Annotated in this window: 24 protein-coding genes; 17 read left to right on the top strand and 7 right to left on the bottom strand. The window is 73.9% G+C overall.

Annotation, left to right across the window (positions count from 1 at the left end):
- Nucleotide 1 precedes the first annotated feature (1 nt).
- The 7 genes from SM450_RS04275 (at nucleotide 2) to SM450_RS04305 (ending at nucleotide 8,814) form a co-directional block, all read left to right on the top strand.
- The gene (locus SM450_RS04275) at nucleotides 2-1,366 is read left to right on the top strand and encodes a glutamine synthetase family protein (RefSeq protein WP_474618303.1); all 1,365 of its coding nucleotides are present in this window, start codon (nucleotides 2-4) and stop codon (nucleotides 1,364-1,366) included.
- Between the two features lie 32 nt (nucleotides 1,367-1,398).
- A complete protein-coding gene (locus tag SM450_RS04280) occupies nucleotides 1,399-2,754 on the top strand; it encodes an aldehyde dehydrogenase family protein (protein ID WP_474618304.1) in 1,356 nt (451 codons plus the stop codon).
- Nucleotides 2,755-2,759: 5 nt separating this feature from the next.
- Nucleotides 2,760-3,527 carry a 3-oxoacyl-ACP reductase gene (locus SM450_RS04285; protein ID WP_474618305.1) on the top strand — a complete coding sequence of 256 codons (768 nt, stop codon included), beginning with the start codon at nucleotides 2,760-2,762 and terminating at the stop codon, nucleotides 3,525-3,527.
- Nucleotides 3,524-4,282 (top strand): gamma-glutamyl-gamma-aminobutyrate hydrolase family protein, encoded by a 759-nt coding sequence (locus SM450_RS04290; protein ID WP_474618306.1) that lies wholly within the window; start codon nucleotides 3,524-3,526, stop codon nucleotides 4,280-4,282. The genes SM450_RS04285 and SM450_RS04290 overlap by 4 nt, the downstream gene beginning before the upstream one ends.
- 123 nt (nucleotides 4,283-4,405) lie before the next feature.
- Nucleotides 4,406-8,065 (top strand): SpoIIE family protein phosphatase, encoded by a 3,660-nt coding sequence (locus SM450_RS04295; RefSeq protein WP_474618307.1) that lies wholly within the window; start codon nucleotides 4,406-4,408, stop codon nucleotides 8,063-8,065.
- Nucleotides 8,066-8,128: 63 nt separating this feature from the next.
- Nucleotides 8,129-8,407, top strand: coding sequence for a type II toxin-antitoxin system Phd/YefM family antitoxin (locus tag SM450_RS04300; protein WP_474618308.1), 279 nt, complete (start codon nucleotides 8,129-8,131; stop codon nucleotides 8,405-8,407).
- Nucleotides 8,404-8,814 (top strand): type II toxin-antitoxin system VapC family toxin, encoded by a 411-nt coding sequence (locus tag SM450_RS04305; RefSeq protein WP_474618309.1) that lies wholly within the window; start codon nucleotides 8,404-8,406, stop codon nucleotides 8,812-8,814. Before SM450_RS04300 ends, SM450_RS04305 begins: the two co-directional genes overlap by 4 nt.
- Nucleotides 8,815-8,823: 9 nt before the next feature.
- Here SM450_RS04305 and SM450_RS04310 read toward each other — a convergent pair whose 3' ends face one another.
- Nucleotides 8,824-9,138: an STAS domain-containing protein gene (locus SM450_RS04310; RefSeq protein ID WP_474618310.1), complete on the bottom strand. Its 315-nt coding sequence runs from the start codon at nucleotides 9,136-9,138 to the stop codon at nucleotides 8,824-8,826.
- A gap of 95 nt (nucleotides 9,139-9,233) precedes the next feature.
- Here SM450_RS04310 and map point away from each other — a divergent pair, with 95 nt between their 5' ends.
- Both map and SM450_RS04320 read left to right on the top strand, forming a co-directional pair.
- Nucleotides 9,234-10,091 carry a type I methionyl aminopeptidase gene (map, locus tag SM450_RS04315; protein ID WP_474618311.1) on the top strand — a complete coding sequence of 286 codons (858 nt, stop codon included), beginning with the start codon at nucleotides 9,234-9,236 and terminating at the stop codon, nucleotides 10,089-10,091.
- Nucleotides 10,088-10,804, top strand: coding sequence for a VIT1/CCC1 transporter family protein (locus SM450_RS04320; RefSeq protein WP_474618312.1), 717 nt, complete (start codon nucleotides 10,088-10,090; stop codon nucleotides 10,802-10,804). Before map ends, SM450_RS04320 begins: the two co-directional genes overlap by 4 nt.
- Before the next feature lie 19 nt (nucleotides 10,805-10,823).
- On the opposite strand, the gene SM450_RS04325 is transcribed toward SM450_RS04320, so the two are convergent.
- The 6 genes from SM450_RS04325 to SM450_RS04350 form a co-directional block, all read right to left on the bottom strand.
- Complete coding sequence (locus SM450_RS04325) at nucleotides 10,824-11,291, bottom strand: nitroreductase family deazaflavin-dependent oxidoreductase (protein WP_474618313.1); 468 nt, start codon at nucleotides 11,289-11,291, stop codon at nucleotides 10,824-10,826.
- Nucleotides 11,292-11,348: 57 nt separating this feature from the next.
- Nucleotides 11,349-13,982, bottom strand: a complete 2,634-nt coding sequence (locus SM450_RS04330) for an FtsX-like permease family protein (protein ID WP_474618314.1) — start codon at nucleotides 13,980-13,982, stop codon at nucleotides 11,349-11,351.
- A 44-nt stretch (nucleotides 13,983-14,026) separates the two neighbouring features.
- Nucleotides 14,027-14,749: an ABC transporter ATP-binding protein gene (locus SM450_RS04335; RefSeq protein ID WP_474618315.1), complete on the bottom strand. Its 723-nt coding sequence runs from the start codon at nucleotides 14,747-14,749 to the stop codon at nucleotides 14,027-14,029.
- A 22-nt stretch (nucleotides 14,750-14,771) separates the two neighbouring features.
- Nucleotides 14,772-15,353 (bottom strand): PadR family transcriptional regulator, encoded by a 582-nt coding sequence (locus SM450_RS04340; RefSeq protein ID WP_474618316.1) that lies wholly within the window; start codon nucleotides 15,351-15,353, stop codon nucleotides 14,772-14,774.
- 69 nt (nucleotides 15,354-15,422) lie between these two features.
- On the bottom strand, nucleotides 15,423-15,863 hold the full coding sequence (locus tag SM450_RS04345) for a ferritin-like domain-containing protein (RefSeq protein WP_474618317.1): 441 nt from the start codon (nucleotides 15,861-15,863) through the stop codon (nucleotides 15,423-15,425).
- Nucleotides 15,860-16,447 (bottom strand): hypothetical protein, encoded by a 588-nt coding sequence (locus SM450_RS04350; RefSeq protein ID WP_474618318.1) that lies wholly within the window; start codon nucleotides 16,445-16,447, stop codon nucleotides 15,860-15,862. Before SM450_RS04350 ends, SM450_RS04345 begins: the two co-directional genes overlap by 4 nt.
- 207 nt (nucleotides 16,448-16,654) lie before the next feature.
- Here SM450_RS04350 and rimP point away from each other — a divergent pair, with 207 nt between their 5' ends.
- From rimP to SM450_RS04390, 8 genes are all read left to right on the top strand, one after another.
- Nucleotides 16,655-17,323 (top strand): ribosome maturation factor RimP, encoded by a 669-nt coding sequence (rimP, locus tag SM450_RS04355; protein ID WP_474618319.1) that lies wholly within the window; start codon nucleotides 16,655-16,657, stop codon nucleotides 17,321-17,323.
- A complete protein-coding gene (gene nusA / locus SM450_RS04360) occupies nucleotides 17,320-18,363 on the top strand; it encodes a transcription termination factor NusA (protein WP_474618320.1) in 1,044 nt (347 codons plus the stop codon). Before rimP ends, nusA begins: the two co-directional genes overlap by 4 nt.
- A gap of 15 nt (nucleotides 18,364-18,378) precedes the next feature.
- Nucleotides 18,379-18,714, top strand: a complete 336-nt coding sequence (locus SM450_RS04365; protein WP_474618321.1) for a YlxR family protein — start codon at nucleotides 18,379-18,381, stop codon at nucleotides 18,712-18,714.
- Nucleotides 18,715-18,807: 93 nt separating this feature from the next.
- Nucleotides 18,808-21,819 (top strand): translation initiation factor IF-2, encoded by a 3,012-nt coding sequence (infB, locus tag SM450_RS04370; RefSeq protein ID WP_474618322.1) that lies wholly within the window; start codon nucleotides 18,808-18,810, stop codon nucleotides 21,817-21,819.
- Nucleotides 21,820-21,903: 84 nt separating this feature from the next.
- Nucleotides 21,904-22,947, top strand: a complete 1,044-nt coding sequence (locus SM450_RS04375; protein WP_474618323.1) for a TRM11 family SAM-dependent methyltransferase — start codon at nucleotides 21,904-21,906, stop codon at nucleotides 22,945-22,947.
- A gap of 41 nt (nucleotides 22,948-22,988) precedes the next feature.
- Nucleotides 22,989-23,282 carry a DUF503 domain-containing protein gene (locus SM450_RS04380; protein ID WP_474618324.1) on the top strand — a complete coding sequence of 98 codons (294 nt, stop codon included), beginning with the start codon at nucleotides 22,989-22,991 and terminating at the stop codon, nucleotides 23,280-23,282.
- Between the two features lie 185 nt (nucleotides 23,283-23,467).
- Complete coding sequence (gene rbfA / locus SM450_RS04385; RefSeq protein ID WP_474618325.1) at nucleotides 23,468-23,950, top strand: 30S ribosome-binding factor RbfA; 483 nt, start codon at nucleotides 23,468-23,470, stop codon at nucleotides 23,948-23,950.
- Nucleotides 23,951-24,000: 50 nt separating this feature from the next.
- The gene (locus tag SM450_RS04390; protein ID WP_474618371.1) at nucleotides 24,001-25,077 is read left to right on the top strand and encodes a DHH family phosphoesterase; all 1,077 of its coding nucleotides are present in this window, start codon (nucleotides 24,001-24,003) and stop codon (nucleotides 25,075-25,077) included.
- Nucleotides 25,078-25,497: the final 420 nt, after the last annotated feature.

Raw genomic sequence — 25,497 nt, forward strand, 5'->3', positions numbered from 1 at the left:
GATGAGTAGAACGCCGTTCTCGCTGGAGCAGTTGCGGGTCGCCGTCGGTGATGGCGAGATCGACACGGTGGTGCTCGCCCTCACCGACATGCAGGGCCGCCTCCAGGGCAAGCGGATCCACGCGCCGTTCTTCCTCGACCAGGTGGTGGAGAACGGCAGCGAGGGCTGCAACTACCTGCTCGCCGTGGACGTGGACATGAACACCGTCGACGGGTACGCGATGTCGAGCTGGGAACGCGGCTACGGCGACTTCGCCATGCGCCCCGACCTGGACACGCTGCGCCGGACGCCGTGGCAGCCCGGCTCCGCGCTGGTGCTGGCCGACCTGGAGTGGTTGGACGGCTCCGGTCCGGTGGTCGCCTCGCCCCGGCAGATCCTGCGCCGGCAGCTCGACCGGCTGGCCACGCACGGGCTGACCGCGTACGCCGGCACCGAGCTGGAGTTCGTGCTCTACCGCGACTCGTACGAGGAGGCGTGGCGGCGCGGCTACCGCGACCTGACGCCGGCCAACCAGTACAACGTCGACTACTCGCTGCTCGGCACCGCCCGGGTGGAGCCGCTGCTGCGCCGCATCCGCACCGAGATGGCCGGCGCCGGGCTGACCCCGGAGAGCGCGAAGGGCGAGTGCAACCTCGGCCAGCACGAGATCGCCTTCCGCTACGACGAGGCGGTGGCCTGCGCCGACCACCACGTGATCTACAAGAACGGGGCGAAGGAGATCGCCGCCCAGGAGGGCATGGCGATCACCTTCATGGCGAAGCCGAACGCGCGGGAGGGCAACTCCTGCCACATCCACTTCTCGCTGCGCGACGCCGCCGGCTCGTCGGCGATGCTCGGCGACGGGCCGGCGCACCTGAGCGTGACCGGGCAGCGGGTGCTGGCCGGGCTGCTCGCCACGATGCGCGAGTTCAGCCTGCTGTTCGCGCCGAACATCAACTCCTACAAGCGCTACCAGCCCGGCTCGTTCGCGCCGACCGCGTTGCGCTGGGGCACCGACAACCGCACCTGCGCGCTGCGGCTGGTCGGGCACGGGCAGGGGATGCGGGTGGAGAACCGGGTGCCCGGCGCGGACGTCAACCCGTACCTGGCGATCGCCGCCCTGGTGGCCGGCGCGGTGCACGGCATCGAGCACGAGTTGGAGCTGCCGGCGGAGTGCGCCGGCAACGCGTACGACGACCCGGCCGCCGAGCGCGTCCCGGCGACCCTGCGCGACGCGCTCGACCTGTGGCAGGGCTCGGCGGTCGCCCCCGAGGCGTTCGGGGACGAGGTGGTGGCGCACTACGCCAACAACGCGAAGGTCGAGCTTTCCGCCTTCGACGCCGCGGTGACGGACTGGGAGTTGGTCCGGGGCTTCGAGCGGCTCTGACCTGCCCGACAGGCGGTGGGAGGGGGGAGCGCATGGGTGAGGTGATCTCGCCGGTCAGCGGGGAGTCGCTGGGGGAGGTGGCGTCCGCGTCCGTGGCGGACGTGGACGCGGCGATCGGGCGGGCCGCAGCCGCGTTCGAGCGGTGGCGGGCGGTGGCGCCGGGCGACCGGGCCCGCCTGCTGCGGCGGTTCGCGGCCGAGGTGGACGCGCACCGGGAGGAGCTGGCGCTGCTTGAGGTGCGCAACGCCGGCCACACCATCGGCAACGCGCGCTGGGAGGCAGGCAACGTCCGGGACGTGCTCGACTACTACGCGGGCGCGCCGGAGCGGCTGACCGGGCACCAGATCCCGGTGCCCGGCGGGCTCGACGTCACGTTCCACGAGCCGCTGGGCGTGGTCGGCGTGATCGTGCCGTGGAACTTCCCGATGCCGATCGCCGGCTGGGGTCTCGCCCCGGCGCTCGCCGCCGGCAACACGGTGGTGCTCAAACCGGCCGAGCTGACCCCGCTCACCGCGCTGCGCCTGGCCGAGCTGGCCCGGGACGCCGGGCTGCCGGAGGGCGTGTTCACCGTGCTGCCCGGGCGGGGCAGCGTGGTGGGCGAACGGTTCGTCACCCACCCGGCCGTCCGCAAGATCTGCTTCACCGGCTCCACCGAGGTCGGCACCCGGATCATGGCCGGCGCCGCCGGGCAGGTGAAACGGGTGACGCTGGAGCTGGGCGGCAAGTCGGCGAACGTCGTGTTCGCCGACGCCGACCTGGAGAAGGCGGCGGCCACCGCGCCGTCCGCGGTCTTCGACAACGCCGGCCAGGACTGCTGCGCCCGCTCCCGGATCCTGGTCCAGCGCCAGGTGTACGACCGCTTCCTGGAACTGCTCGAACCGGCGGTGCGGGCGTTCCGGGTGGAGGACCCGGCCCGGGAGGCCGCCGAGATGGGCCCGCTGATCTCCGCCGCGCACCGGGACCGGGTCGCCGGGTACGTCGACGGCGCGTCCGTGGCGTACACCGGCTCCCGGCCCGACGGCCCCGGCTTCTGGTACGCACCGACGGTGCTGCTCGCCGAATCACCCGCGGACCGGCACTGGCGGGAGGAGATCTTCGGCCCGGTCGTCTCGGTGCTGCCGTTCGACGACGAGGCGGACGCGATCCGGCTCGCGAACGACACCGAGTACGGGCTCTCCGGCTCGATCTGGACCCGGGACGTGGGCCGGGCGATCCGGGTGGCCCGCGCGGTCGAGGCGGGCAACCTCAGCGTCAACTCGCACTCCTCGGTGCGCTACTGGACCCCGTTCGGCGGGATGAAACGCTCCGGCCTCGGCCGGGAGCTGGGTCCGGACGCGCTGCACGCCTTCACCGACGTCAAGAACGTGTTCATCGGCACCGAGGAGTGATCACAGTGCAGGGACGGCTTCAGGACCGCGTGGCCGTGGTGACCGGCGCGGGCAGCGGCATCGGGCTGGCCACCGTGCGGCGCTTCGCCGCCGAGGGGGCGCGGGTGGTCTGCGTGGACATCGACGCCGACGCCGGCACCCGGGCGGCGCAGGAGGTGGGCGGGGAGTTCGTCGCCGCCGACGTGGCAGACGAGACGGCGGTCCGCGACCTCTTCGACGGCGTGGTGGACCGCCACGGCCGGGTGGACGTGTCGTTCCACAACGCCGGCATCTCCCCGCCGGACGACGACTCGATCCTGGAGACCGGGCTGGACGCCTGGGAGCGGGTGCTGCGGGTCAACACCACGAGCGTCTACCTGTGCTGCAAGCACGTCATCCCGCACATGCGGCGGCAGGGCAAGGGCTCGATCATCAACACCGCGTCGTTCGTGGCGCTGATGGGCGCGGCCACGTCGCAGATCGCCTACACGGCGAGCAAGGGCGGGGTGCTGGCGATGACCAGGGAGCTTGGCGTGCAGTTCGCCCGCGAGGGCATCCGGGTCAACGCGCTCTGCCCCGGCCCGGTCGCCACCCCGCTGCTGCTGGAGCTGTTCGCCAAGGACCCGGAGCGGGCCGCCCGCCGGCTGGTGCACGTGCCGATGGGCCGGTTCGGCGACCCGACCGAGATCGCCGCCGCGGTGGCGTTCCTGGCAAGCGACGACGCCTCGTTCATGACCGCCGCGCAGTTCGTCGTCGACGGCGGCATCACCGGCGCGTACGTGACCCCGCTGTGAGCCGGCGGCCGGTGATCGGGATCACCGCGTACGTCGAGCCGGCCGGCTGGGCGGTGTGGCGGGACGTGCCGGCGACGCTGGTGCCGCACGCGTACGTGCGGGCCGTCACCGCGGCCGGCGGCCGGGCCGTGGTGCTGCCCCCGGACGACACCGACGCCGACGTGCTGGAGCTGCTGGACGGGCTGCTGCTGGCCGGCGGCGCGGACGTCGGTCCGGAGCGGTACGGCCGGCCGCCCGACCCGCGCACCGAGGCGCGGCCGGACCGGGACGCCGGGGAGCTGGCGCTGCTGACCGCCGCTCTCGCTGCCGACCTGCCGGTGCTCGGCGTGTGCCGGGGCATGCAACTGCTCGCGGTGGCGTACGGCGGCGCCCTGCACCAGCACCTGCCGGACGTCGTCGGGCACGACGCGCACCGCCCGGCGCCGGGCGTGTACGGGTCGCACCCGGTGCGCTTCACCGCCGGCAGCCTGGCCGGGGCGGTGATGGCCGGGGTGGACCGGGTCAACTCGTACCACCATCAGGCGGTGGCCGACCCCGGCGGCCTGGCCGTCACCGGCGTGGCCGACGACCAGGTGGTGGAGGCGGTGGAGGATCCGGCGCGGCGCTTCGTGCTCGGCGTGCAGTGGCACCCGGAGAACGAGGCCGATCCGCGCCCGGTCACCGCGCTGGTCCGGGCCGCGATGTCGGCCATGTCACAGTCGACCGACCCGCGGACCGGCCCGGTTCGCCCCCGCCCGCCGGTTACGACAGGATGAGCCGGAGGTAATCAGCGCCTGTCGGCTCGTGTGCGTTACGTTGCTCCTCCACCGGGGTAGTAGGCGGGGACGGTCGGCGTGGACGCGCCGGCCGTCGTGAACTTGGCCGGAGCGGGAGGCTGCATGGGCTCGGCCCAGGGGGGCGGGGATGTCGGTTCATCCCCGGCGGCCGGCGAGGCGTCATTCCCACCGTTGCTGACCGCCGCGTTCGCCGCCGGCGGCGAGATGGGTGAGCGGCTGCGCGGTTTCGACTGGTCCGCCACCCGCCTCGGCACCCCCGACAACTGGCCCGCCGCGCTCTGCCACGCGGTGAGCGCCATGCTGGCGTCCCGCGCCCAGATGGTGGTGTTCTGGGGCGAGGAGCACCTGGCCTTCTACAACGACGCCTACCGGCCCACCATTGGCGACAAGCACCCGGCCGTCATCGGGCGGTCCGCCCGGCTGCACTGGGCGGAGACCTGGGACGTTCTCGGCCCGCTGCTGGACGGCGTGCGCGGCAGCGGCGTGCCCTACCGCGGCGAGAACCACCCCTTCGTGCTCAACCGCCACGGCTTCCTGGAGGACGTCTACTTCGACGTCTCGTACGACCCGATCCGCGACGCCGACGGTACCGTCGGCGGGATCTTCTGCGTCGTCAACGAGACCACCGGCCGGGTGCTCGGTGAGCGTCGGCTGCGCACCCTGGCCGAGCTGGGCAACGAGCTGGGTGACGTGCCGAGCACGCGCGAACTGGGCCGGGCCGTGGCCCGGGTGCTCGACGCGCACCGCGCCGACGTGCCGTTCGGCGCGATGTGGCTTGACGACTCCGACGGCACCCCGGCGTTGGCCGGCTGCGCCGGCGTCGACCCGGCCGTGGTCGCCGGCTGGGCCGGGCCGCCCGACGGTGAGCCGCTGACCGCGCCGCGCTGGATCGCCACCGCCGACCTGCCCGGCGCGGTGCCACCGGACGCCGCCGACCAGGCGCTGCTGCTGCCGCTGACCGCCACCAACGAGCCGGCCGGCGTGCTCCTGCTCGGCGTGTCCCGCCGGCTGCCGTTCGGTGACGACTACCGGGACTTCGTCGACCTGGTCGCCGCGCAGGTCTCCCGCGCCGTGGGCAAGCAGCGGGCGTACGACCAGGAACGCGCCCGCGCCGCCGAGCTGGCCGCGCTGGACCGCGCCAAGACCAACTTCTTCGCCAACGTCAGCCACGAGTTCCGCACCCCGCTGACGCTTGTCCTCGGGCCGCTCGAGGACATGCTCGCCGACCGGGAACTGCCCGACCGCTACACCGAGCGGCTGACCGTGATGCACCGCAACGGGCTGCGCCTGCTCAAGCTGGTCAACACCGTGCTCGACTTCTCCCGGCTGGAGTCCGGCCGGCTGGCCGCCCGCTTCCAGCCCACCGACCTGTCCGACTACACCGCGCGGCTGGCCAGCACGTTCCGCTCGGCCACCGAACGGGCCGGGCTGCGCCTGGTGGTCGACTGCCCGCCGCTGCCCGCGCCGGCCTACGTCGACCGGGACATGTGGGAGAAGATCGTCCTCAACCTGGTGTCGAACGCGGTGAAGTTCACCTTCGACGGCGAGATCCGGGTCCGGGTACGCGCCGGCGACGGGGCCGCCGTGCTTGAGGTGGCCGACACCGGGGTCGGCATCGCGCCGGAGGAACTGCCGCAGGTATTCGAACGGTTCCACCGGGTCGCAGGCGCCCGCTCCCGCACCCACGAGGGCACCGGGATCGGGCTCGCGCTGGTGCGGGAGCTGGTCGAGATGCACGGCGGCACGGTGACCGTGCGCAGCGTCGTCGAACGCGGCGCCATGTTCACCGTGACGGTCCCGTTCGGCTACGCGCACCTGCCCGCCGACCGGGTGTCCGTGCTCTCCACGGCGCCTCTCGGCGAGCCGGAGCAGGCCCGGCTCCACGTCGCCGAGACGGCGCTCTGGACCGACGAGGTGGCCCGGCCCACCGGGTTGCCCGCGCCGTCCGGCGCGTCCGGTGGCGCCGGCCGCATCCTGGTCGCCGACGACAACCCCGACCTGCGCGAGCACGTCAGCCGGCTGCTCTCCCCGGCGTACGAGGTGGTGGCCGTGCCGGACGGCGTGGAGGCGCTGCGGCTGGCCGTGGACACCCCGTTCGACCTGGTGCTCACCGACGTGATGATGCCCCGGATGGACGGCTTCGGGCTGGTCGCCGCGCTGCGCGCCAACCCGCTCACCCGGGGCGTGCCGATCGTGCTGCTCTCCGCCCGGGCCGGTGCCGCGGAGGAGGTCGCCGGTCTCTCGGCCGGCGCGGACGACTACCTCACCAAGCCGTTCTCCAGCCAGGAGCTGATCGCCCGGGTCCGGGCCAACGTGGAGCTGGGCCAGCTCCGCGGGCAGATAGTCCGCCGGCTGCGGGCGCTCGCCGACGCCGCGGTGGCGGTCAACACCGCCCGGTCCACCGCCGAGGTGGTGCGCGTGGCCGCGCAGCACGCGCTCAGCCTGACCGAGGCGGGCCGGGTGCTCGTCGTCGCCGCCGGCGCCCGGCACGAGGAGGACACCGGCGGGGACCTGCCCGCCGAGCCGTCAGCGGTGCTGCCGCTCACCGGCACCACGGGCGAGCAGCTCGGCGAGTTGCGGGTGTGGCGTCGCGAGGGCGGCGGCGCCGAGGAGGCGGCGCTCACCGAACTGGCCCGGCTGGTCGGGGTACGCCTGGAGAACGCCCAGCTCTACGAGGCCGAACACCGGATCGCCACCACGCTCCAGCACAGCCTGCTTCCGCGTACCCTGCCGCAGTTGCCCGGCGCGGTGGTGGCCGGCCGCTACCTGCCGGGCAGCGCCGAGGTCGAGGTCGGCGGCGACTGGTACGACGTGATGGGCGCCCCCGGGGACGAGCTGGTGCTCGTCATCGGCGACGTGGTCGGCAAGGGCGTGCGGGCCGCCGCCGCGATGGGCCAGCTCCGCAACGCGCTGCAGGCGTACGTCCTGGAGGGCTACGACCCGGGCGAGGCGCTGACCCGGCTCAACGGGTTGGTCCACTCCACCGGCGGCGGTTCCTTCGCCACCGTGGTGTGCCTCCGTTTCTGCCCACGCACCGGCGATCTCCGGTACGCCAGCGCGGGTCATCCCTCGCCCCTGCTGATCCGAGGAGACGACGTGGCTTTCCTGCACGATCGGGCCCTCGGGCCGCCGATCGGGGCGATCCCCGGCGTCACCTACCCGACCGTCGACGGCGAACTCGCCCCCGGCGGCCGGCTGCTGCTCTACACCGACGGCCTGATCGAGGACCGGGAGGCGGGCATCGACGCCGGGCTCGACCAGTTGCGGGCCGACGCGACCGCTCGCGGCGAGCACGTCGCCGACCTGGTGGACGCGGTGGTGGAACGGGTCGCCGGGCGGCCCCGGCACGACGACGTGGCGGTGCTCGCGCTTGAGGCGGCCGAGCTGAATCGCTTCGCGTTGCGGCTGCCGGCCGACCCGACCCGGCTCAGCGTGCTGCGCAAGCGGCTGGAGGACTTCCTCGTCGCCCACCAGGTCGGCGAGACCGACCTGTTCGACCTCACGGTGGCGGTCTCGGAGGCCGCGGCGAACGCGATCGAGCATCCGGTCGACCCGGTCGATCCGGCCATCGACATCGAGGTCACCATCGCCGACCGGACGGTGACCGCCACGATCCGGGACAGCGGCCGGTGGCGCGAGTCGAGCGGGTCGAGCTTCCGTGGGCGCGGGCTGGCGCTGATCCAGGCGCTCGGGGAGATGAGCGTGACCCGCACCGCGGACGGCACCGAGTTGACCCTGCGCCGCAGGCTGACGGACGAGTAGTCCACGACGTGTCCCACGTGAAGAAGCTCGCAGTGTAGAACATTTGGTTCTACACTGGTGTCCATGGAACGCATCGGTGTCCGGGAGCTGAACCAGAACACAAGTCAGGTGTTGGCTCGGGTGAGTGGCGGCGAGACCGTCGAGATCACCGATCGCGGACACCCGATCGCCCGACTGGTTCCGGTGGGCGACGACAGATCGGTGTTGGCCAAGTTGGTGGCGGCAGGGCGAGCCGTCGCGCCCACCGGTGGTGGCTCCGCGCCACTTCCCCCGAGACTCGGTGACGAGAATGTGGACGTGGCCGCCTCGCTCGCGGCGATGCGTGACGAGGAGCGCTGGTGATCTATCTCGATTCGGCTGCCGTCGTCAAGCTGGTTCGGCAGGAGGTGTGCAGCGTCGACCTGGTCTCCTGGCTCAACAAGCACGACGACGTGCCGTTGGTCTCCTCCGCCCTCGTCGAGGTGGAAGTGCCCGGAGCGCTGCGCCGATCAGCCCCGCAAGCGTTGATCGGAGTGCCGGCTGCCGTTGGACGGCTGTTCCGACTGGAGATCGACAGCACGATCCGTGCGACCGCGGCCGCGTTCGCCGAGCCGACGCTCCGCAGCCTCGACGCCATCCACCTGGCCACCGCCCAGGTGCTGACAAACGAGTCCGGCACTGCGCTCACCGCCTTCGTCACGTACGACCGGCGGCTGCTCGAACGCGCCAAGGAAGCAGGACTGCCCGTAGCAAGCCCCGGCCAGAACTGACCCAACCACCTAGCCGTCGGCGAGCCAGCCCTGCTCGCCCAGGCCGGAGATCTCCAGCACCCGCCGGACCTGCCGGGACGGCAACACGGTGAGCGCGGCCGGGAACCGCTGGGAGAGCCGGACCACCGCGTGGATGGCGGCCGAGTCGAAGAAGGTGACCGCCCGCAGGTCGAGCGTGAGCTTGCTGGCGGGCTCGCGCAGCGCGGTCTGGAACATGGTGTCGGCGGTCGCCATGTCGACCTCGCCGGTCACCAGGACGCGAAGCCGGTCCCCGTCGCCCTCCGCCGTCACGGAGAAGACGGGCGGTGCGCCCCCTTGATCCACGCAGCAACAATGGCACAGTGCTTGCGCCCCGGCAACAAGCTGCTGGGCGGGGCCGTGGCGGGGGTCACGGTCGGGGCCGGCGATAGGCTTGGGGCATGACCGTTCGTCCGCCGCTGGCCCCAGGCACGCTCTCCCCGTGGCGGGCGGTCCCCGCCCACATTCCGCGCCCGGAGTACGTGGGCAAGAAGCGCCCGCAGGAGTGGCGCGGCTCGCACGTGCAGACGCCGGAGACGATCGAGAAGATGCGGGTGGCCGGCCGGCTCGCGGCCCGGGCGACCCAGCTCGCCGGCGAGCACTGCAAGCCGGGGGTGACCACCGACGAGATCGACCGGGTGGTGCACGAGTTCCTCTGCGACCACGGCGCCTACCCGTCGACGCTCGGCTACCGGGGCTTCCCCAAGTCCTGCTGCACCAGCCTCAACGAGGTGATCTGCCACGGCATCCCGGACTCGACCGAGCTGCGAGACGGCGACATCATCAACGTCGACGTGACCGCGTTCCTCGACGGCGTGCACGGCGACACCGACGCCACCTTCTGCGTGGGCGAGGTGAGCGAGGAGGCGCGGCTGCTCGTCGAGCGGACCCACACGGCGATGATGCGTGGCATCAAGGCGATCGCCCCGGGCCGGCAGATCAACGTCATCGGCCGGGTGATCGAGTCGTACGCCAAGCGGTTCGGCTACGGGGTGGTCCGCGACTTCACCGGCCACGGCATCGGCGAGGCGTTCCACAGCGGCCTCTACGTGCCGCACTACGACAGCCCGCGTCCCACCGACGTGATGGAACCCGGGATGACGTTCACCATCGAGCCGATGATCACTATCGGCACCTACCAGTACGACATGTGGGACGACGGTTGGACCGTTGTCACCAAGGACCGGAAGTGGACGGCGCAGTTCGAGCACACCATCGTCGTGACCGACGGCGGCTACGAGATCCTGACCCTGCCGTGACCGAGACCCCGGCGGCGCTGCGCGAGGCGCACCACGCGGACGTGTCCGGCGGCTGGCTGCGGCCGGCGGTCTTCGGCGCGATGGACGGGCTGGTCACCAACATCGCCCTGATCGCAGGCGTCGGCGGCGGCGGGGTGTCCCCGCACAGCATCGTGTTGACCGGCACGGCCGGCCTGGTGGCCGGCGCCATCTCGATGGGCCTGGGTGAGTACACGAGCGTCCGCTCGGCGAACGAGCAGGTCGCCGCCGAGGTCGCCAAGGAACGGCGCGAGCTGGAACGGCACCCGGAGGCGGAGGCCCGCGAGCTGGCCGACGCGTGGGTCGCCCGTGGGCTGCCCCGCGACCTGGCCACCCAGGTCGCCGAGGCGGTCCGGCGCAACCCGGAGGAGGCGCTGCGCGTCCACGTCCGGGAGGAGTTGGGCATCGACCCGGACGACCAGCCGAGCCCCTGGGCGGCGGCGATCTCGTCGTTCGTCTGCTTCTCGGTCGGCGCCCTGGTGCCGCTGCTGCCCTACCTGCTCGGCTTCACCAGCCTGTGGCTGGCGCTCGGCGTCGGCGGGGTGGGGCTCTTCGTCGCCGGGGCCGTCGTGGCCCGCTTCACCTACCGGTCCTGGTTCACAAGCGGCCTGCGGCAGTTGCTGCTTGGCGCACTGGCCGCCGGCGCGACCTACCTGATCGGCGCGCTGATCGGCGTAGGCGGCGGCCTGGGCTGACCTCCGCCCTCCTCACCCTCTAGGGGGTTGGGGTGAGGCGGAAGACCTTGATCTCGCGGGCGCCGGCCCGCTCCACGTACGTGCGGTAGGCCGGCCACTCCTGCACCAGGCGGTCGAACAGGCGGTCGCGTTCCGCGCCGACGACCTGCTCGGCGCGCACCGGGATCCGGCGCCCCCCGACGTCTACCTCGGCGGCCGGCTGGGCCAGCAGGTTGAACGTCCACGACGGTTGGTGCCGCTGCCCCCAGTTCGAGCCGATCACCACGTAGGCGTCGCCGTCGGGGACGTAGAGCAGGGGGTTGCTGCGGGGCTTGCCGGAGCGGCGGCCGGTGGAGGTGAGCACAAGCGTGGGCACCAGGCCGAACGCGACCACCCGCCCCTTCGTCAGGCGGCCGATCAACCGGTCGGCGGGGACGAGCACGCGCATGGTGGTGGCGAACCACTGCTGGTGACCGAGGCGGCGGGTGAGGGATACCAGGGCGGACACCCGCCCAGTGTGCCGCTCCCGCCGCGCCCCGTCACCCCCGGGAAAGGCGGGCGGCTGTCAGTCGAGGCGGCGTTCGACGGGCAGGCGGGAGCGGGTGATCAGGGCCGCGCCGAGCATCGCCACCAGCGGCACCACCACAAGCACGGCCATGGTGAGGCCGGGCACCGTCACCGGGTACGGGGGCTGCGCCGGCCAGGAGTCCGCGTACCGCTGGTTCATCGCGGCCAGGATCACGACGGCCGAGCCGAGCCCGGCCAGGATGCCCAGCGCCGAGCCGAGCACCGCGATCACACCGGCCTGGCAGAGCGACAGCAACCGGCGTACCCGGGGATCGGCGCCGACCGCCGCGAGCGTGGACAGGTCCCGGCGACCCTCGGCGGCGGCCAGGCCGGTGGCGACCGCGGCGGCGCCGAGCGTGATCACCCCGGAGGCGCCGGCCAGCAGGAGCAGCAGCGAACGCTTGTCGGACGGCGGTTCGGCGGTCGACACCTGAAGGAACATCGGCGCGAGGTCGGACAGCTCGTCGGTCAGGCGCTCGCGTTGCCCGGCGGTGGGTGGGCCGGTGGTGTCCACCAGGTAGCCGACCGGCACGGCGACCAGGCCGAGCGCCTCCGCGGCGGCGGGGGAGAGCACCAGCCGGTCCACCGGGAGGCCGCCGCGGAGCGCGTACCCGGGCAGCAGGCGGGTCGTCACCGGGGCGCCGGAGTCGTGGTTCACCTCCACCCGGACCTGCCCGTTCTCCACCTGCCTCGGGTCGGTGACCACGACGCCGCCCGCGGCCAGCGTGCGGCGCGCCGCCGCCACCTCCTCGGCCGGGGCGTCGGTGAGCGCGGGCAGCGCGACGCCGTCATCCACCAGGGCCGGCACGAAGGCGTCGTTCGGCTCCCGGTACGGCGGGACGCACCGTGGATCGTCACGTGCCGAGTGCGGCCCGGACTCGAACGGCCCGTACGGGCAGCGCTCCGCGGTCGGGCGTACCGCCAGTGCCACGCAGTAGTCGTCGGCTTTCGCCGGCCGCGCGCACTCGGGCGTGGCGATGGCCGTCACGGTGGCGTCCGGCAGCACCGCACGTACCCGTTCGGCGACCGTGCCGGCCGCCGGCGGCGGCGGACCGGCCTCGGGGTCGTTGAGCTGGAGCAGCACGTGTCCCGGCGGCAGGCCGGGTTGCCAGAGCGCCCGATCTCGGGCGTCGTCGCTGGCCAGGTAGACGCCGAGCGCGACGCTGCCGGCGACCGCCGCCATCACGGCCGAGATGGCCGGCGCGGCCGACGACCGGTTGCGGCTGGCGTCGCGCAGCGCGAGCCGGGGGGTCAACGGCAGCAGCCGGCCGGCCCGGGCGAGCACACCGACGAGCGTCGGGGTGCAGAAGACCAGGCCCAACTCGCCGAGGACGACGCCGGCCAGCACCCCGGTCGGCGAGGACAGGGTGGCGGCGAACGCGGCCAGGGCGGTGCCGGCGACGGTGAGCAGCGCCCCGAGCAACAGCCAGCGGGGGCGCGGCGGGCTCGCCTCGCGCCGGCCGGCCAGGCCGGCCACCACGTCCTGCCGGGCCGCGGTCCAGGCCGGCGCGAGCGCGGCCAGCACCCCCGCCAGCACCGCGACCGCGGCGATCGCGGCGAGCGCGGCCGGAAAGACGCGGTACGCGCCGAGGCGCTGATGCAGCAGGTACTGCTCGACGAGCGGCCGGCCGGCGAACGCGGCCCCGACGCCGAGCAGCAACCCGAGGACGGCCCCGCCGGCGCCGAGCACCACCCCGTCGGCGAGCACGATCCGGCGCAGGTGGGCGGCGTCCCCGCCGGCCACCGCGACGAGCGCGAGGTCCCGCCGCCGGCGGCGGACGCCTACCGCGAAGGCCGGGCCGACAAGCAGCACCACCTCCAGCAGGCCCAACCCGCCGACCAGCACCGAGACGCCGGTCTCCTCGGCGTCCGGCATCGTCATGCCGTCGGCGACACCCTGCCGGCCGGGCAGCGGGTGCCGGGCGGACACCTGGATGCCCTGTGCGTTCAGGCGGTCGGCGAGCGCCGCATCCACCGTTCCGGGCACGTCCACCAGCCAACTGTCGTAGGTGGACGGACTGTCCGGCGCGACGCCGGCGAGCGTCACCACCTCGCCCAGGTAGTCCGGGAACTCAAGTACCCCGACCACCCGGTAGGGCGTGCCGTCGATGGTGCGCACCGGCGCTCCGAGGCGGGTGTCAAGTCGACGCAGCGCGGCCGGACTGACCGCGATCTCGTCCGGGCGGACCGGCACCCGACCCTCGCGCACCGTGGCCAGCGGCCGGGCGATCGGGTCGGTCAGGTCGAGGGCGCGCGCCTCCATCGACACCGTCCTGCGCCCGAGCCGGGTCTCGAACGGCATCCACCACCGGATCCGGGTGACATGACTGCCGGCGGGCAGAAGCGCCCGCAACTCGTCGGCGGAGACCGGACGGGTCCGGGGCGTCGGGTCGCCCTCGGTCGGCCAGGAGTTCTCGCCCCACGCGTCCTGCGTCACCGGGGTCAGGCCGGTCCATTGCAGCTCCGCGTCGGCCGCGCCGAGCCGGCGGTCGAGCCGCTCCGACCGGCTCAGATCGGCCATGTCGTAACTCACGGCGGCGAAGCTGAGCCCGAGCACCGGCAGCGCGATCATCACCAGCACCAGCAGGGTGCGCCGCCGGGACCGGCGGGCCTCCCGACGGGCGATCCGCAATGCGGTACGCCATGACCCGCGAGCCTCGGCGAGCCGGCCCGAGATCACCTGTCGCTGCCGCTGAGCAGGTGCTCGATGCCGATCAGCGGGGCGGTCGAGTCGACGAGCACGCCGTCGCGCAGGAAGACCACCCGGTCCGCCCAGCCGGCGTGCCGGGCCTCGTGGGTGACGAGCACCCCGGCGGCACCGTCGTCCACCCGTCGACGCAGCAGGTGCAGCACCGCCTCGCCGGCCTGCGAGTCCAGCGCGCCGGTCGGCTCGTCGGCGAGGACCAGGCGGCGCTCGCCGACAAGCGCCCGGGCGATCGCCACCCGCTGCTGCTGGCCGCCGGACATCTGGTCGGGGAAGCGGTCGGCCTGGCCCGCGACATCCACCTCACGCAACGCGGCGAGCGCCAGCCGGCGGGCGGCCCGCACCCCGGTGCCGTCCAACTCCAGGGGCAGTGCCACGTTCTCCACGGCGGTCAGGCTGCCGAGCAGGTTGAGGTCCTGGAAGACGTAGCCGATGCGGCGGCGGCGCAGCCGGGCCAACTCGCGGGCCGGCAGCCGGCCCAACGCCTCGCCCTCGACCAGCACCTCGCCGCCGGTGGGCCGGTCCAGCCCGCCGGCCAGGGCCAGCAGCGTGGACTTGCCGGAACCGGAGGGCCCCATCACCGCCACCAACTCGCCTGCCGTCACGGTGAGGCTCACGCCACGCAGCGCGTGCACGGCGGCCTCGCCGGCGCCGTGCATGCGGTGCACCTGGCGTAGTTCCAGCACCCCGCTCATTTCCGTCGGCCTCCCGTTCGTGTCACCGGCGGGCCTCGTCACCGGCCCGGTCCACCGCCTCGGGGCGGGGGACCGGCCGGTTCGGCGCCGGACGGTGGCGGACCAGGCTTGTCTCGCAGTGGTCGAGCCAGCGCACCTCGGCCTCGGCCTGGAAGATCATCGCGTCCAGCACCAACCGCCAGGGCAGATCCTCCGGCTTGTCGCTCGCATACTTCAAGCGGGTGAACTCCTGGAGCGCGCGCATGGTGGCGGCCCGCTGCGTCTGCACCACCGCCCGGACGTCCACCCCGGGCGTGGTCAGGGCCAGCGCCAGCTTGATCGACAGCTCGTCCCGGGGCCGGTCGGCGCGGCTGATCGGGGTGGCGAACCAGAGCGCCAGGTCCGCCCGCCCGGCGTCGGTGATCTCGTACGGCCGCTGCCCGCTCTCGTTCTCCGGCAGCGGGCGGACCAGGCCGTCGCGTTCCAGCCGGGCCAGCGTCGTGTACACCTGCCCGATGTTGAGCGGCCAGGTCGACCCGGTCGACTCCTCGAACGCGGCGCGCAGCTGATAGCCGTACATCTGGCCGCGTTCGAGCAGGGCGAGCAGGCCGTGGCGGATGGACATGGTCTGGAGTATGCATACCTGGTATGCGGGCCGCAACCGTAGGGCTGCGCCGGGTGACCGGGCCCGCGCTCAGGCCGGCCGGCCCGGGAACGGGACGGTGACCGGGGTCACCCCGGCCGTACGCCGCCAGCGGGTGGCCCGCAGCGCGCAGTCGGTGAGCGCGGCGAGCGCCGTGTTCCGGTCGGCGCCGCTGGTGTGCGGCAGCGCGGCCCGCCAGTGGCCGGCGGTCCGCTCCTCGATCTCGACGGCCAGCCGCAGCGCCGCCGCCCGGTCGGTCACCGGATAGGGCAGCGCGTAGCCGGCCCGATCGGCGGGGACCTGCCCGGACCCCTCGGCGAGCTGGAGAAGCAGCGCGTCCCGGCGGGACCTGTGGGACGCCTCGGCGGCGCGGGCGGCGGTGCGGGCCGCGCCGGTGAGGTGCACGCCGATCATCCCGTACGCCCAGATCGCCGCGTACTCGGCGGCGAGCGCGTCCGCGAGGGCCTGGGTCGGGCTCATGCTCGCGCTCATGCCAGCACCTCGACGTGGGTGGCCCGCGCCGCGGCGATCGAGCCGAGCAGCGCGGCCCGCTCGGGAGGCGCGCCCGCACACGCCTTGGCGGCGTTCGTCCGGCCCTGCTGTTCGGCCCGGCGCAGCTCGGCGAGCACGGGGTCGGGCTCGCCGGGCGGGGTGGCCGGCGGCGGGCCGGGCGGGGTGGCCCGCGGCGGGCCGGACGGGGTGGCCGGGCCGGGTGGGGTGGCCACCGGCGGGCCGGACGGGGTGGCCGGCGGCGGGCCGGACGGCGCCGGCCGCCCGATCACCCGGCGGAGCTCCTCCGCGTGTGCCAGGTGGGCGTCGGCGATCGGGGTGAGCCGCTCGGCCAACTCCGGGGCGGCGCTGGCGGCGGCCCGGTGCCGCGCCTCCAGCGCGAGCGCTTCGGCCACCAGCGGCTCCAGCGCGTCCGGAGGCGACGGCTCGTCGTCTCGGTCGAAAAGATCACAACCAGTCAGCGGCGCGGTCGCCCCGCCGAGCGCCACGAGCCCACCGGCGCGCAGCAGCGCGCGCCGGGAATGCCCGGCTCTGCCCTGGTCGGATGGTGTTCTGCCGGTCCCCACCGGACAAGTCAACACCATCACCGCCGTCGCGTGGGGCACGGTCCTCGGTGCGCCGCCCGGTCCGCCGCCGCGCCCAAGCGTTACGCTCTGCGCAGCCACCGGGCGCGGACGCCCCGGTGGCGTGCCGGCATGGCGGGTCGACCGCCACAGCCGGCCTGGGACAACCCGGCCTGACGGGCCGGGGCAACAGCAGAGAGGTGCGCCGACATGACGCAGCGTGGCCGTGCCACCCGGCCGTCGGGCCCCGCGGGGCGGCCCCGCCGGTCCGAGGGCCCACGCGGCGCGGATCGCGGCGGCGCACCGCGTGGCGACCTCGCCGCCCGGCGGGCCCGCCTGCGCGAGGTGATCGAGCCGGTGGTCACCGCCGCCGGCTACGACCTGGAGGACCTCTCCGTCTCCCGGGCCGGGCGCCGGCACGTGGTCCGCGTGATCGTGGACGCCGACGGCGGGATCCGGCTGGACGCCGTCGCCGACGTGTCCCGGGCGGTCTCCGCGGCGCTTGACGCGGCCGAGGAGACCGGCGGCGACATCGTCGCCGGCGAGTACCAACTCGAGGTCAGCTCGCCCGGCGTGGACCGCCCGCTCACCCTGCCCCGGCACTGGCGGCGCAACGTCGGCCGGCTGGTCAAGGTCACCGTTCGCGGCGACGCCGGGGACCGGCAGCTCACCGGCCGGGTCACGGCAGCCGACGACGAGCGGGTGGTGCTGGAGACCGACGCCGGCCCCGCCACGCACCCCTACCCCGAGCTCGGGCCCGGCCGGGTCCAGGTGGAGTTCTCCCGCCTGGACGAGCTGGCCGACTCCGATCCCGGTGACGACACCGACGACACCGACGACGACATCGACGACGAAGATCTGGAGGACGAGGAGAGGTGAACATCGACCTCGCGGCGCTGCGCGCCCTGGAGCGCGAGCGGGAGATCCCGTTCGACACGATCCTCGCGGCGATCGAGACCGCGCTGCTGACCGCCTACCGGCACACCGACGGCGCCGAGTCGCACGCCCGGGTGGAGATCGACCGCAAGAGCGGAGCCGCCTCGGTCTACGCGCAGGAGCTGGACGACGACGGCTCGGTGACCCGGGAGTGGGACGACACGCCGCACGACTTCGGCCGGATCGCCGCGATGACCGCCAAGCAGGTGATCCTCCAGCGGCTGCGGGAGGCCACCGACGAGGTGCACTTCGGCGAGTACGTCGGTCGGGACGGCGACCTGGTCACCGGTGTGGTGCAGGCGCACGAGACCCGCCGGGAGAAGGGCATCGTCAGCGTCGACCTGGGCAAGCTGGAGGGCGTCCTGCCCCAGTCCGAGCAGGTCCCCGGCGAGCGCTACGAGCACGGCGAGCGGATCCGCTGCGTGGTCGTGCACGTCGCCAAGGGCATGCGCGGCCCGCAGATCACGCTGTCCCGGTCGCACCCGGCGCTTGTGAAGAAGCTCTTCGCGCTGGAGGTGCCGGAGATCGCCGACGGCACGGTGGAGATCGGCGCAATCGCCCGTGAGGCAGGTCACCGCACCAAGATCGCGGTGCGGTCCACCGTGTCCGGCGTCAACGCCAAGGGCGCCTGCATCGGCCCGATGGGGCAGCGGGTGCGCGCGGTGATGAGCGAGCTGCACGGCGAGAAGATCGACATCATCGACTGGTCGGACGACCCGGCCACCTTCGTCGGCAACGCGCTCTCGCCTGCGAAGGCGCTGCGGGTCGAGGTGGTCGACCTGGCGAGCCGGGCCGCCCGGGTCACCGTCCCGGATTTCCAGCTCTCGCTCGCGATCGGCCGGGAAGGGCAGAACGCCCGCCTCGCGGCCCGGTTGACCGGTTGGCGGATCGACATCCGCTCCGACGCGGAGCCGGCCGGCGCCGGCGGGCGGGGCGGAGCTGATCACGTACCGGAGCCGGGCGGCGCGATCTCGAGCAGCTAGGGGTAGACTTTCTCAGTGGTACGACGCGCGCTGCCGGAGCGCACCTGTGTGGGCTGCCGGAAACGAGCGCTGGCCAGCGAGTTGTTGCGGATCGTCGCGGTCGGTGACGAGACTGGTCAGACCAGTCTCCGGCCCGATCCGGCCCGCAGACTGCCGGGTCGGGGAGCGAACATGCACCCCAATCCGGCCTGCTTCGCGCAGGCGGTGCGGCGCCGAGCCTTCGGGCGGGCGCTGCGCGTCGCCGGGGTCCCCGACCACGGCGCGCTTGCCGAGCACGTCGACGCGCAACCCCCGACGACCGGTCAACCCGACCGGTCGAGGGTCGCTAGCAAGGTAGGACGACCGACATGAGCACACGATGAAGTCGCAGAAATGACCAGGCTTCAAGTGCACGAGTGAGGTTGCTGCGGGTGCTGCCCGCACGACCTCGGAGTGAGGAGTGCAGTGGCAGGAAAGGCCCGCGTACACGAGCTTGCCAAGGAGCTCGGGGTCGAAAGCAAGACCGTTCTCGCCAAGCTCAAGGAGATGGGCGAGTTCGTGAAGTCCGCGTCCAGCACCGTCGAGGCGCCTGTCGCCCGACGGCTGCGGAGCGCGTTCGTGGCGTCCGCCGGTTCACCGGCGCCCGCCGCCCCGCCGGCAGCCGCCCCGAGCGGCCCGGCATCGACCCCGACGCCCGCCCCGACCCCGGGTGCCCCCCGGGTCTCGGCCCGACCGATGCCGCCTCGGCGTCCGACGGCGCCGACCCCTGGACCGAAGCCCAAGAGCCCGGTCCCCGGCCCGCCGCAACCGGTGACTCCGGTCGCCAAGCCGGCGAGCGCGCACGACATCGAAGTGGCGGCGGCGGAAGCGCGTGCCGCCGCGCTGAAGGCTGAGCAGGAGGCCGCGGTCAAGGCCGCCCAGGCCGCCCGCCAGCAGCAGCGCGAGACCGTTCGCCGGGAGCCTCCGGCCGAGGGCGGTCCCCGTCCCGGCCCGCGTCCCGGCCCGAACGCCATGCCGCCGCGTCCGGGTTCCCCGGCCGCGCGGCCCAGCGGCCCCGGCCAGGGCCAGGGTCCTGGCGCCCGACCCGGCGGTCGTCCGCCGGCGCGCGGCGCCGGCAACAACCCGTTCGGTATCCAGGGTGGCCAGCAGCGGCCTCCGGCCGCCGGTGGGGGCGGTCCCCGTCCCAGCCCGGCCGGCATGCCGCCGCGTCCCAGCCCGGCTTCCATGCCGCCGCGTCCCAGCCCGGCGTCCATGCCGAGCCAGCGCCCGACCACGGGTCGCCCCGGCGGCCCCGGTGGCGGTCGTGGTGGTCCCGGCGGCGGCGCCGGTCGTCCCGGCGGCGGTGGCGGTGGCTACCGCGGCGGTCCCGGTGGCGGGGCCGGCGGTGGCGGTGGCTACCGCGGCGGTCCCGGCGGCGGCGGGGCTGGTGGTGGCGGTGGCTACCGCGGCGGTCCCGGTGGCGGCGGTGGCGGCGGCGCTCCCGGCGGTGGTTTCCGTCCGGGTGGCGGCGGCGGTCGTCCCGGCGGCGGCGGTCGTGGCCGTGGCGGCGGCGCGGCGGGTGCCTTCGGGCGTCCGGGTGGCCGGCCGACCCGTGGCCGCAAGTCCAAGAAGCAGCGCAGACAGGAGTTCGACAACCTGTCGGCCCCGACCATGTCCTCGGGTGCTCCCCGCGGCCAGGGTCAGGTCGTCCGGCTGTCCCGTGGCGCCTCGCTGTCGGACTTCGCCGACAAGATCAACGCCAACCCGGGTTCGCTGGTCCAGGAGATGTTCAACCTGGGCGAGATGGTGACCGCGACCCAGTCGTGCTCCGACGAGACCCTGCTGCTGCTGGGTGAGCACCTCGGCTTCGACGTGCAGATCGTCAGCCCGGAGGACGAGGACCGCGAGCTGCTCGCGCAGTTCAACATCGACCTCGACGCCGAGGTCGCGGAGGACCGCCTGGTCAGCCGTGCGCCGGTGGTGACCGTCATGGGTCACGTCGACCACGGTAAGACCAAGCTGCTCGACGCGATCCGTAAGGCGAACGTCGTGGCCGGCGAGGCGGGTGGCATCACCCAGCACATCGGCGCCTATCAGGTCCACGTCCCGCACGAGGGCGAGGACCGCGCGGTGACCTTCATCGACACCCCCGGTCACGAGGCGTTCACCGCCATGCGTGCCCGTGGCGCCCAGGTGACGGACATCGTGATCCTGGTGGTGGCGGCGGACGACGGCGTGATGCCGCAGACCATCGAGGCGCTCAACCACGCCAAGGCGGCGGACGTGCCGATCGTGGTCGCGGTCAACAAGGTCGACAAGCCGGACGCGAACCCGGACAAGGTCCGTCAGCAGCTGACCGAGTACGGCCTGGTCGCCGAGGAGTACGGCGGCGACACCATGTTCGTCAACGTGGCCGCGAAGCCCGGGATCGGCATCGACGAGCTTCTCGAAGCCGTCCTGCTGACCGCCGACGCGTCGCTGGAGCTGACCGCTCCGATCGACGGGCCGGCGCAGGGTGTGGCCATCGAGGCGCACCTGGACAAGGGCCGTGGCGCGGTGGCGACCGTGCTGGTGCAGAAGGGCACGCTCCGGGCCGGTGACTCCATCGTCGCCGGTGGGGCGCACGGCCGGGTCCGGGCCATGCTCGACGAGAACGGCAAGCCGGTCGACTACGCCGGGCCGGCGCGTCCGGTCATGGTGCTCGGTCTGACCACGGTGCCGGGTGCGGGTGACACCTTCCTGGCCGCCGAGGACGACCGGACCGTGCGGCAGATCGCCGAGCAGCGGCAGGCACGGCGGCGGGCGGCGTCCTTCGCCAACTCCCGTGGCCGGGCCACCCTCGAGACGCTCATGGAGCAGCTCAAGGAGGGCGAGAAGACCTCGCTCAACCTGGTGCTCAAGGGCGACGTCTCCGGTTCCGTGGAGGCGCTCGAGGACGCGCTGTTCAACCTCGACATCCCGGAGGAGGTCCAGCTTCGGATCATCCACCGGGGCGTGGGTGCGATCACCGAGAGCGACGTCATGCTCGCGAGCGCCTCGTCCGAGGCGGTCACGATCATCGGCTTCAACGTGCGGGCCGCGAACAAGGTCCGCGAGATCGCCGACCGCGAGGGCGTGGAGATCCGTTACTACACGGTCATCTACCAGGCCATCGAGGAGATCGACGCCGCGCTCAAGGGTCTGCTCAAGCCGGAGTACGAGGAGGTCGAGCTGGGCACCGCGGAGATCCGCGACGTCTTCCGCTCGTCCAAGATCGGCAACATCTCCGGCTGTATCGTCCGGTCCGGCCTCATCCGCCGCAACGCCAAGGCGCGGCTGCTGCGGGACGGGGCGGTCGTGGCGGACAACCTCACGATCAGCTCCCTGAAGCGGTTCAAGGACGACGCGACCGAGGTCCGCGAGGGCTTCGAGTGCGGTCTGACGCTTGGCGGTTACAACAACGTCCAGGTCGGCGACGTCATCGAAACCTTCGAGATGCGTGAGAAGCCGCGCGCCTGAGCGAGCGGTGTGCACGACCGGTCGACGGCCGGGGCCTTCGGGTCCCGGCCGTCGCCGTTTCCGCAGGCTGCGACAATTTTCGGCGTGATCGGGTACGCGCTGCTCCTCGCCCCCTCCGCCAACCGCGTCTACGCCGACGCGGCGGCCCGGCTGGCCCGCGCCGAACTGGCCGTGTTCGCCGGGTCGGGGGTGCTCGACGCGGCCCCGGCCGACGCCGGGACCACCCGGATCGGCGGGGTGGAATACCTGACGTTCACCGCGCCCGAACCCGGCCTCGGCGCCCGGGATCTGTCCCACCTGGCGAACCTCTCAGCCGCGTACGCGCTCTTCGAGCGGGTCGGCGACGAGCTGCTCCGGCCGGTGCCGCTGCACCCGCTGGCCCGGTACGACTCGGACCTCGTCACCATCCCCAAGTACGCCGGCAAGACGAACGAACAGTTCACCCGGCTGCTGCTCAACGTCACGCTGCTCGCCTCGGCCGCCGCGCCCCGGATGCTGGACGGGCAGCTCGTGGTGCTGGACCCGCTCTGCGGCCGGGGCACCACCCTCAACCAGGCGCTCATGTACGGCCACCACGGCATCGGGATCGAGCGCGACGGCAAGGACGTGGACGCGTACGCGGCGTTCCTGCGCACCTGGCTGCGCCGCAAGCGGCTCAAACACACCGCGGAGACGGTGCCGGTCCGCCGGGACCGCAAGCTTGTCGCCCGCCGCTTCGAGGCGGTGCTCGCACCCTCCCGCGACGAGCACCGGACCGGCGCCACCCAGCGGGTCACCGTCCTGCACATCGACACCACCCGGGCCCGCGAGGTGCTCCGCCCCCGCTGCGCCGACGTGATCGTCACCGACACCCCGTACGGGGTCGCCCACGGCAGCCGCAGCGACCAGGGCCTGTCCCGCAGCCCGCTGGAACTGCTCGCCGCCGCCGTACCGGTGTGGCGGGACCTGCTGCGGTCGGGCGGGGCGCTCGGGTTGTCCTGGAACACGCACGTGGCCCCGCGGGCGGAGGCGGAGGCGGTGCTGACCGGCGCCGGCCTGCGCGTGGTCGACGGGCCCGGCTGGCGCGACCTGTGCCACCGGGTCGACCAGGCCATCGAGCGGGACGTGCTGGTCGCGGTCGCGCCTTAATCGCGTGCCGCGGGTCCGCCACCCGCGTACCGTTGCTCGCCGTGTATACCGGAACCGCGCTGTTCGACCTGTTGCTCCCGGGCGACTCCCGATCCCTGAAGGCCAAGCGGTCCTACGTCCGGCCGATCGTCGCCGCGCTGCGCAAGTTCGAGGTCTCCGTCGCCGAGGTCGGCGCGCTCGACCTGCACGGCCGGGCCGAGATCGGGGTGGCCGTGGTGGCCGCCGAGCCGGCCCACGTCCACGAGGTGCTCGACTCCTGCGAGCGGCTGGTCGCCGCCCGCCCGGAGACCGAGCTGCTGTCGGTGCGCCGCCGCCTGCACGGCGCGGACGACTGACGCCGTCGGCGCGGCGCGCGGCACCCCCGGCGGTGCCGCGCGTCGTCCGGCGGGGCGCGGGTAGTGTTCTCGGACGTTGGGCGGTCGGACCCGGCGGTGCGCGGCGCCGTCCCCCGGCCGGCGGCACTCCGGTCGCGGCGCAGGCACGCCGGGTGCGTAGGAACAGTGATCCTGGAGGTGGGGACATGTCGGATCCGGCCAAGGTACGCCGGCACGCGGAGCGCGTCCGTGAACTCGTCGCGTCGGTGGTGCGGAGCCAGATCAAGGACCCCCGGCTCGGCATGATCACGATCACCGACGCCCGGATCACCGCCGATCTGCGCGACGCCACCGTCTTCTACACCGTGCTCGGCGACGCGACGGCCCAGGCGAGCACCGCCGCCGCGCTGGAGAGTGCCAAGGGCATGCTGCGCAGCACCGTCGGCAAGGCGCTCGGGCTGCGGCACTCGCCGACGCTGACGTTCGTCCTCGACGACGTGCAGAACCAGGTCAAGCACATCGACGACCTGCTCACCGCCGCGCGCTCGGCCGACGCCGAGGTGCAGCGGCTCGCCGCCAAGGCCGCATACGCGGGCGACGCCCAGCCGTACCGGGTCGAGGAGGACCCCGACGCCGACGAGCCGTCGCAGTCGTCGACGGACGACGAGCGCGGCGGCGACCGGCGGTGATCGAGCCCGCCGGTGACAGCGCGCCGGTCGTCTCCGTGGCCGGCGTGCCGATGGCCGCGACTGGCGTGCGGACGCCGGCCGGTGACCCGCCGGCGGGTGCCGCGGGTGGGGGCGGTCCCACCGACGCCGAGTGGGCGGCTGCCGTCGCGGCGGTACGCGGGTTGCCCGCCGACGCGCGGGTGCTGCTGATCTGCCACGTCAACCCGGACGGCGACGCGCTCGGTAGCATGCTCGGCTTCGCGCTGGGCCTGCGCCGACTCGGGATCCACCACCTCCAGGCCACCTTCCCCGGGCCGCCGGGCGTGCCGGAGCCGTTCCGCTGGCTGCCCGGCGTCGAGCTGCTGGTGCCGCCGGGCGACGCGTACCCGGCACCGGACCTGGTGGTCTGCTTCGACGCGGCGAGCGAGTCCCGGCTGGGCGACCTGGCCGACCGGCTCGCCACGGCGGGCACGTCGCTGGTGCTTGACCACCACGCCTCGAACGCCGGCTTCGGCACCATCAATCTGGTGGACCCGCGTGCCGCGGCTACCTCGGTGGTCGCGCTGGGGCTGCTGGACCGCCTCGGGGTGACGCTTGACGCGGCGACGGCGACCGGCCTCTACGTCGCGCTGACCACCGACACCGGCTCGTTCCGGTTCGAGGCGACCACCCCGGCCGTGCACGAGATGGCCGCGCGCCTGCTGGCCACCGGAATCCGGCCGGGAGACATCTCCCGCCGCGTCTTCGACACCCGCCCGTTCGGCGCGGTCCGGCTCTTCGGCGAGGTGCTGGGCCGGGCCACGCTGGAACCGGCAGCCGCCGCCGGGCACGGCCTGGTCTGGACGTACGCCACCCGCGACGACCTGACCCGCCACGACCAGCCGGCGTACGTGCTGGAAGCGCTCATCGACTCGGTCCGCTGCACCGCCGAGGCGGACGTGAGCTGCGTGGTCAAGCAGTCCGGGGAGGCCGAGTGGGCGGTCTCGCTGCGCAGCAAGGGCGCGGTGGACGTCAGCCGCGTCGCGGTCGGGCTGGGCGGCGGCGGGCACCGGTTCGCCGCCGGCTTCACCGGGCGCGGTCCCCTCGACGAGGTGGTCGCGAGCATCCGCGATTCCCTCCCCGCGAACGTCCTCCCCCCGCCCTCCTGAGATCTTGGTACGTATTGGCCCCGGATCTCCGACCGTTCCGCATGTCTGCGGCGCGTTGACGCACTTGTGGCCGCACGGCCATCTCCGACGTGCTGATGTACCCGTGGCGTTGCGGTCGTGGCCCGGGGCGGAGCGCGGGTGGAACGCCGTGGCCGTCTCGGGTGGGTTGAGGCGTCCCTGGCGTTCCAGTCGTGGGCCTGGGGCTGTTGCCGGCGTGCCGAATCGGGTCGCCATGTGCCGGGTGTCCGGTTCGGGGGTGGTGGGTGGCACTCTGACGGTGGAATCGTCGCGGGGGTGGGGGCGTTGCAACCCGGTGAACGACCGAGGAAGGCCAGCGCACCGGTTCGCCGCGCTGCCGACCCGCCCCCGGGAATGGCGGTGGGTAGCCGGTCGTTACACAGTCTCCCGGCCCCGTGGTGT

Source organism: Micromonospora marincola (assembly GCF_056150385.1).

What these genes read in the sequence shown, in the direction of transcription:
- SM450_RS04275 (WP_474618303.1), top strand. Translation starts at nt 2, where the DNA reads ATGAGTAGAACGCCGTTCTCGCTGGAGCAGTTGCGGGTCGCCGTCGGT.
- SM450_RS04280 (WP_474618304.1), top strand. Translation starts at nt 1,399, where the DNA reads ATGGGTGAGGTGATCTCGCCGGTCAGCGGGGAGTCGCTGGGGGAGGTG.
- SM450_RS04295 (WP_474618307.1), top strand. Translation starts at nt 4,406, where the DNA reads ATGGGCTCGGCCCAGGGGGGCGGGGATGTCGGTTCATCCCCGGCGGCC.
- SM450_RS04300 (WP_474618308.1), top strand. Translation starts at nt 8,129, where the DNA reads ATGGAACGCATCGGTGTCCGGGAGCTGAACCAGAACACAAGTCAGGTG.
- map (WP_474618311.1), top strand. Translation starts at nt 9,234, where the DNA reads ATGACCGTTCGTCCGCCGCTGGCCCCAGGCACGCTCTCCCCGTGGCGG.
- SM450_RS04335 (WP_474618315.1), bottom strand. Translation starts at nt 14,749, where the DNA reads ATGAGCGGGGTGCTGGAACTACGCCAGGTGCACCGCATGCACGGCGCC.
- SM450_RS04340 (WP_474618316.1), bottom strand. Translation starts at nt 15,353, where the DNA reads ATGTCCATCCGCCACGGCCTGCTCGCCCTGCTCGAACGCGGCCAGATG.
- SM450_RS04345 (WP_474618317.1), bottom strand. Translation starts at nt 15,863, where the DNA reads ATGAGCGCGAGCATGAGCCCGACCCAGGCCCTCGCGGACGCGCTCGCC.
- rimP (WP_474618319.1), top strand. Translation starts at nt 16,655, where the DNA reads ATGACGCAGCGTGGCCGTGCCACCCGGCCGTCGGGCCCCGCGGGGCGG.
- rbfA (WP_474618325.1), top strand. Translation starts at nt 23,468, where the DNA reads ATGTCGGATCCGGCCAAGGTACGCCGGCACGCGGAGCGCGTCCGTGAA.
- SM450_RS04390 (WP_474618371.1), top strand. Translation starts at nt 24,001, where the DNA reads ATGGCCGCGACTGGCGTGCGGACGCCGGCCGGTGACCCGCCGGCGGGT.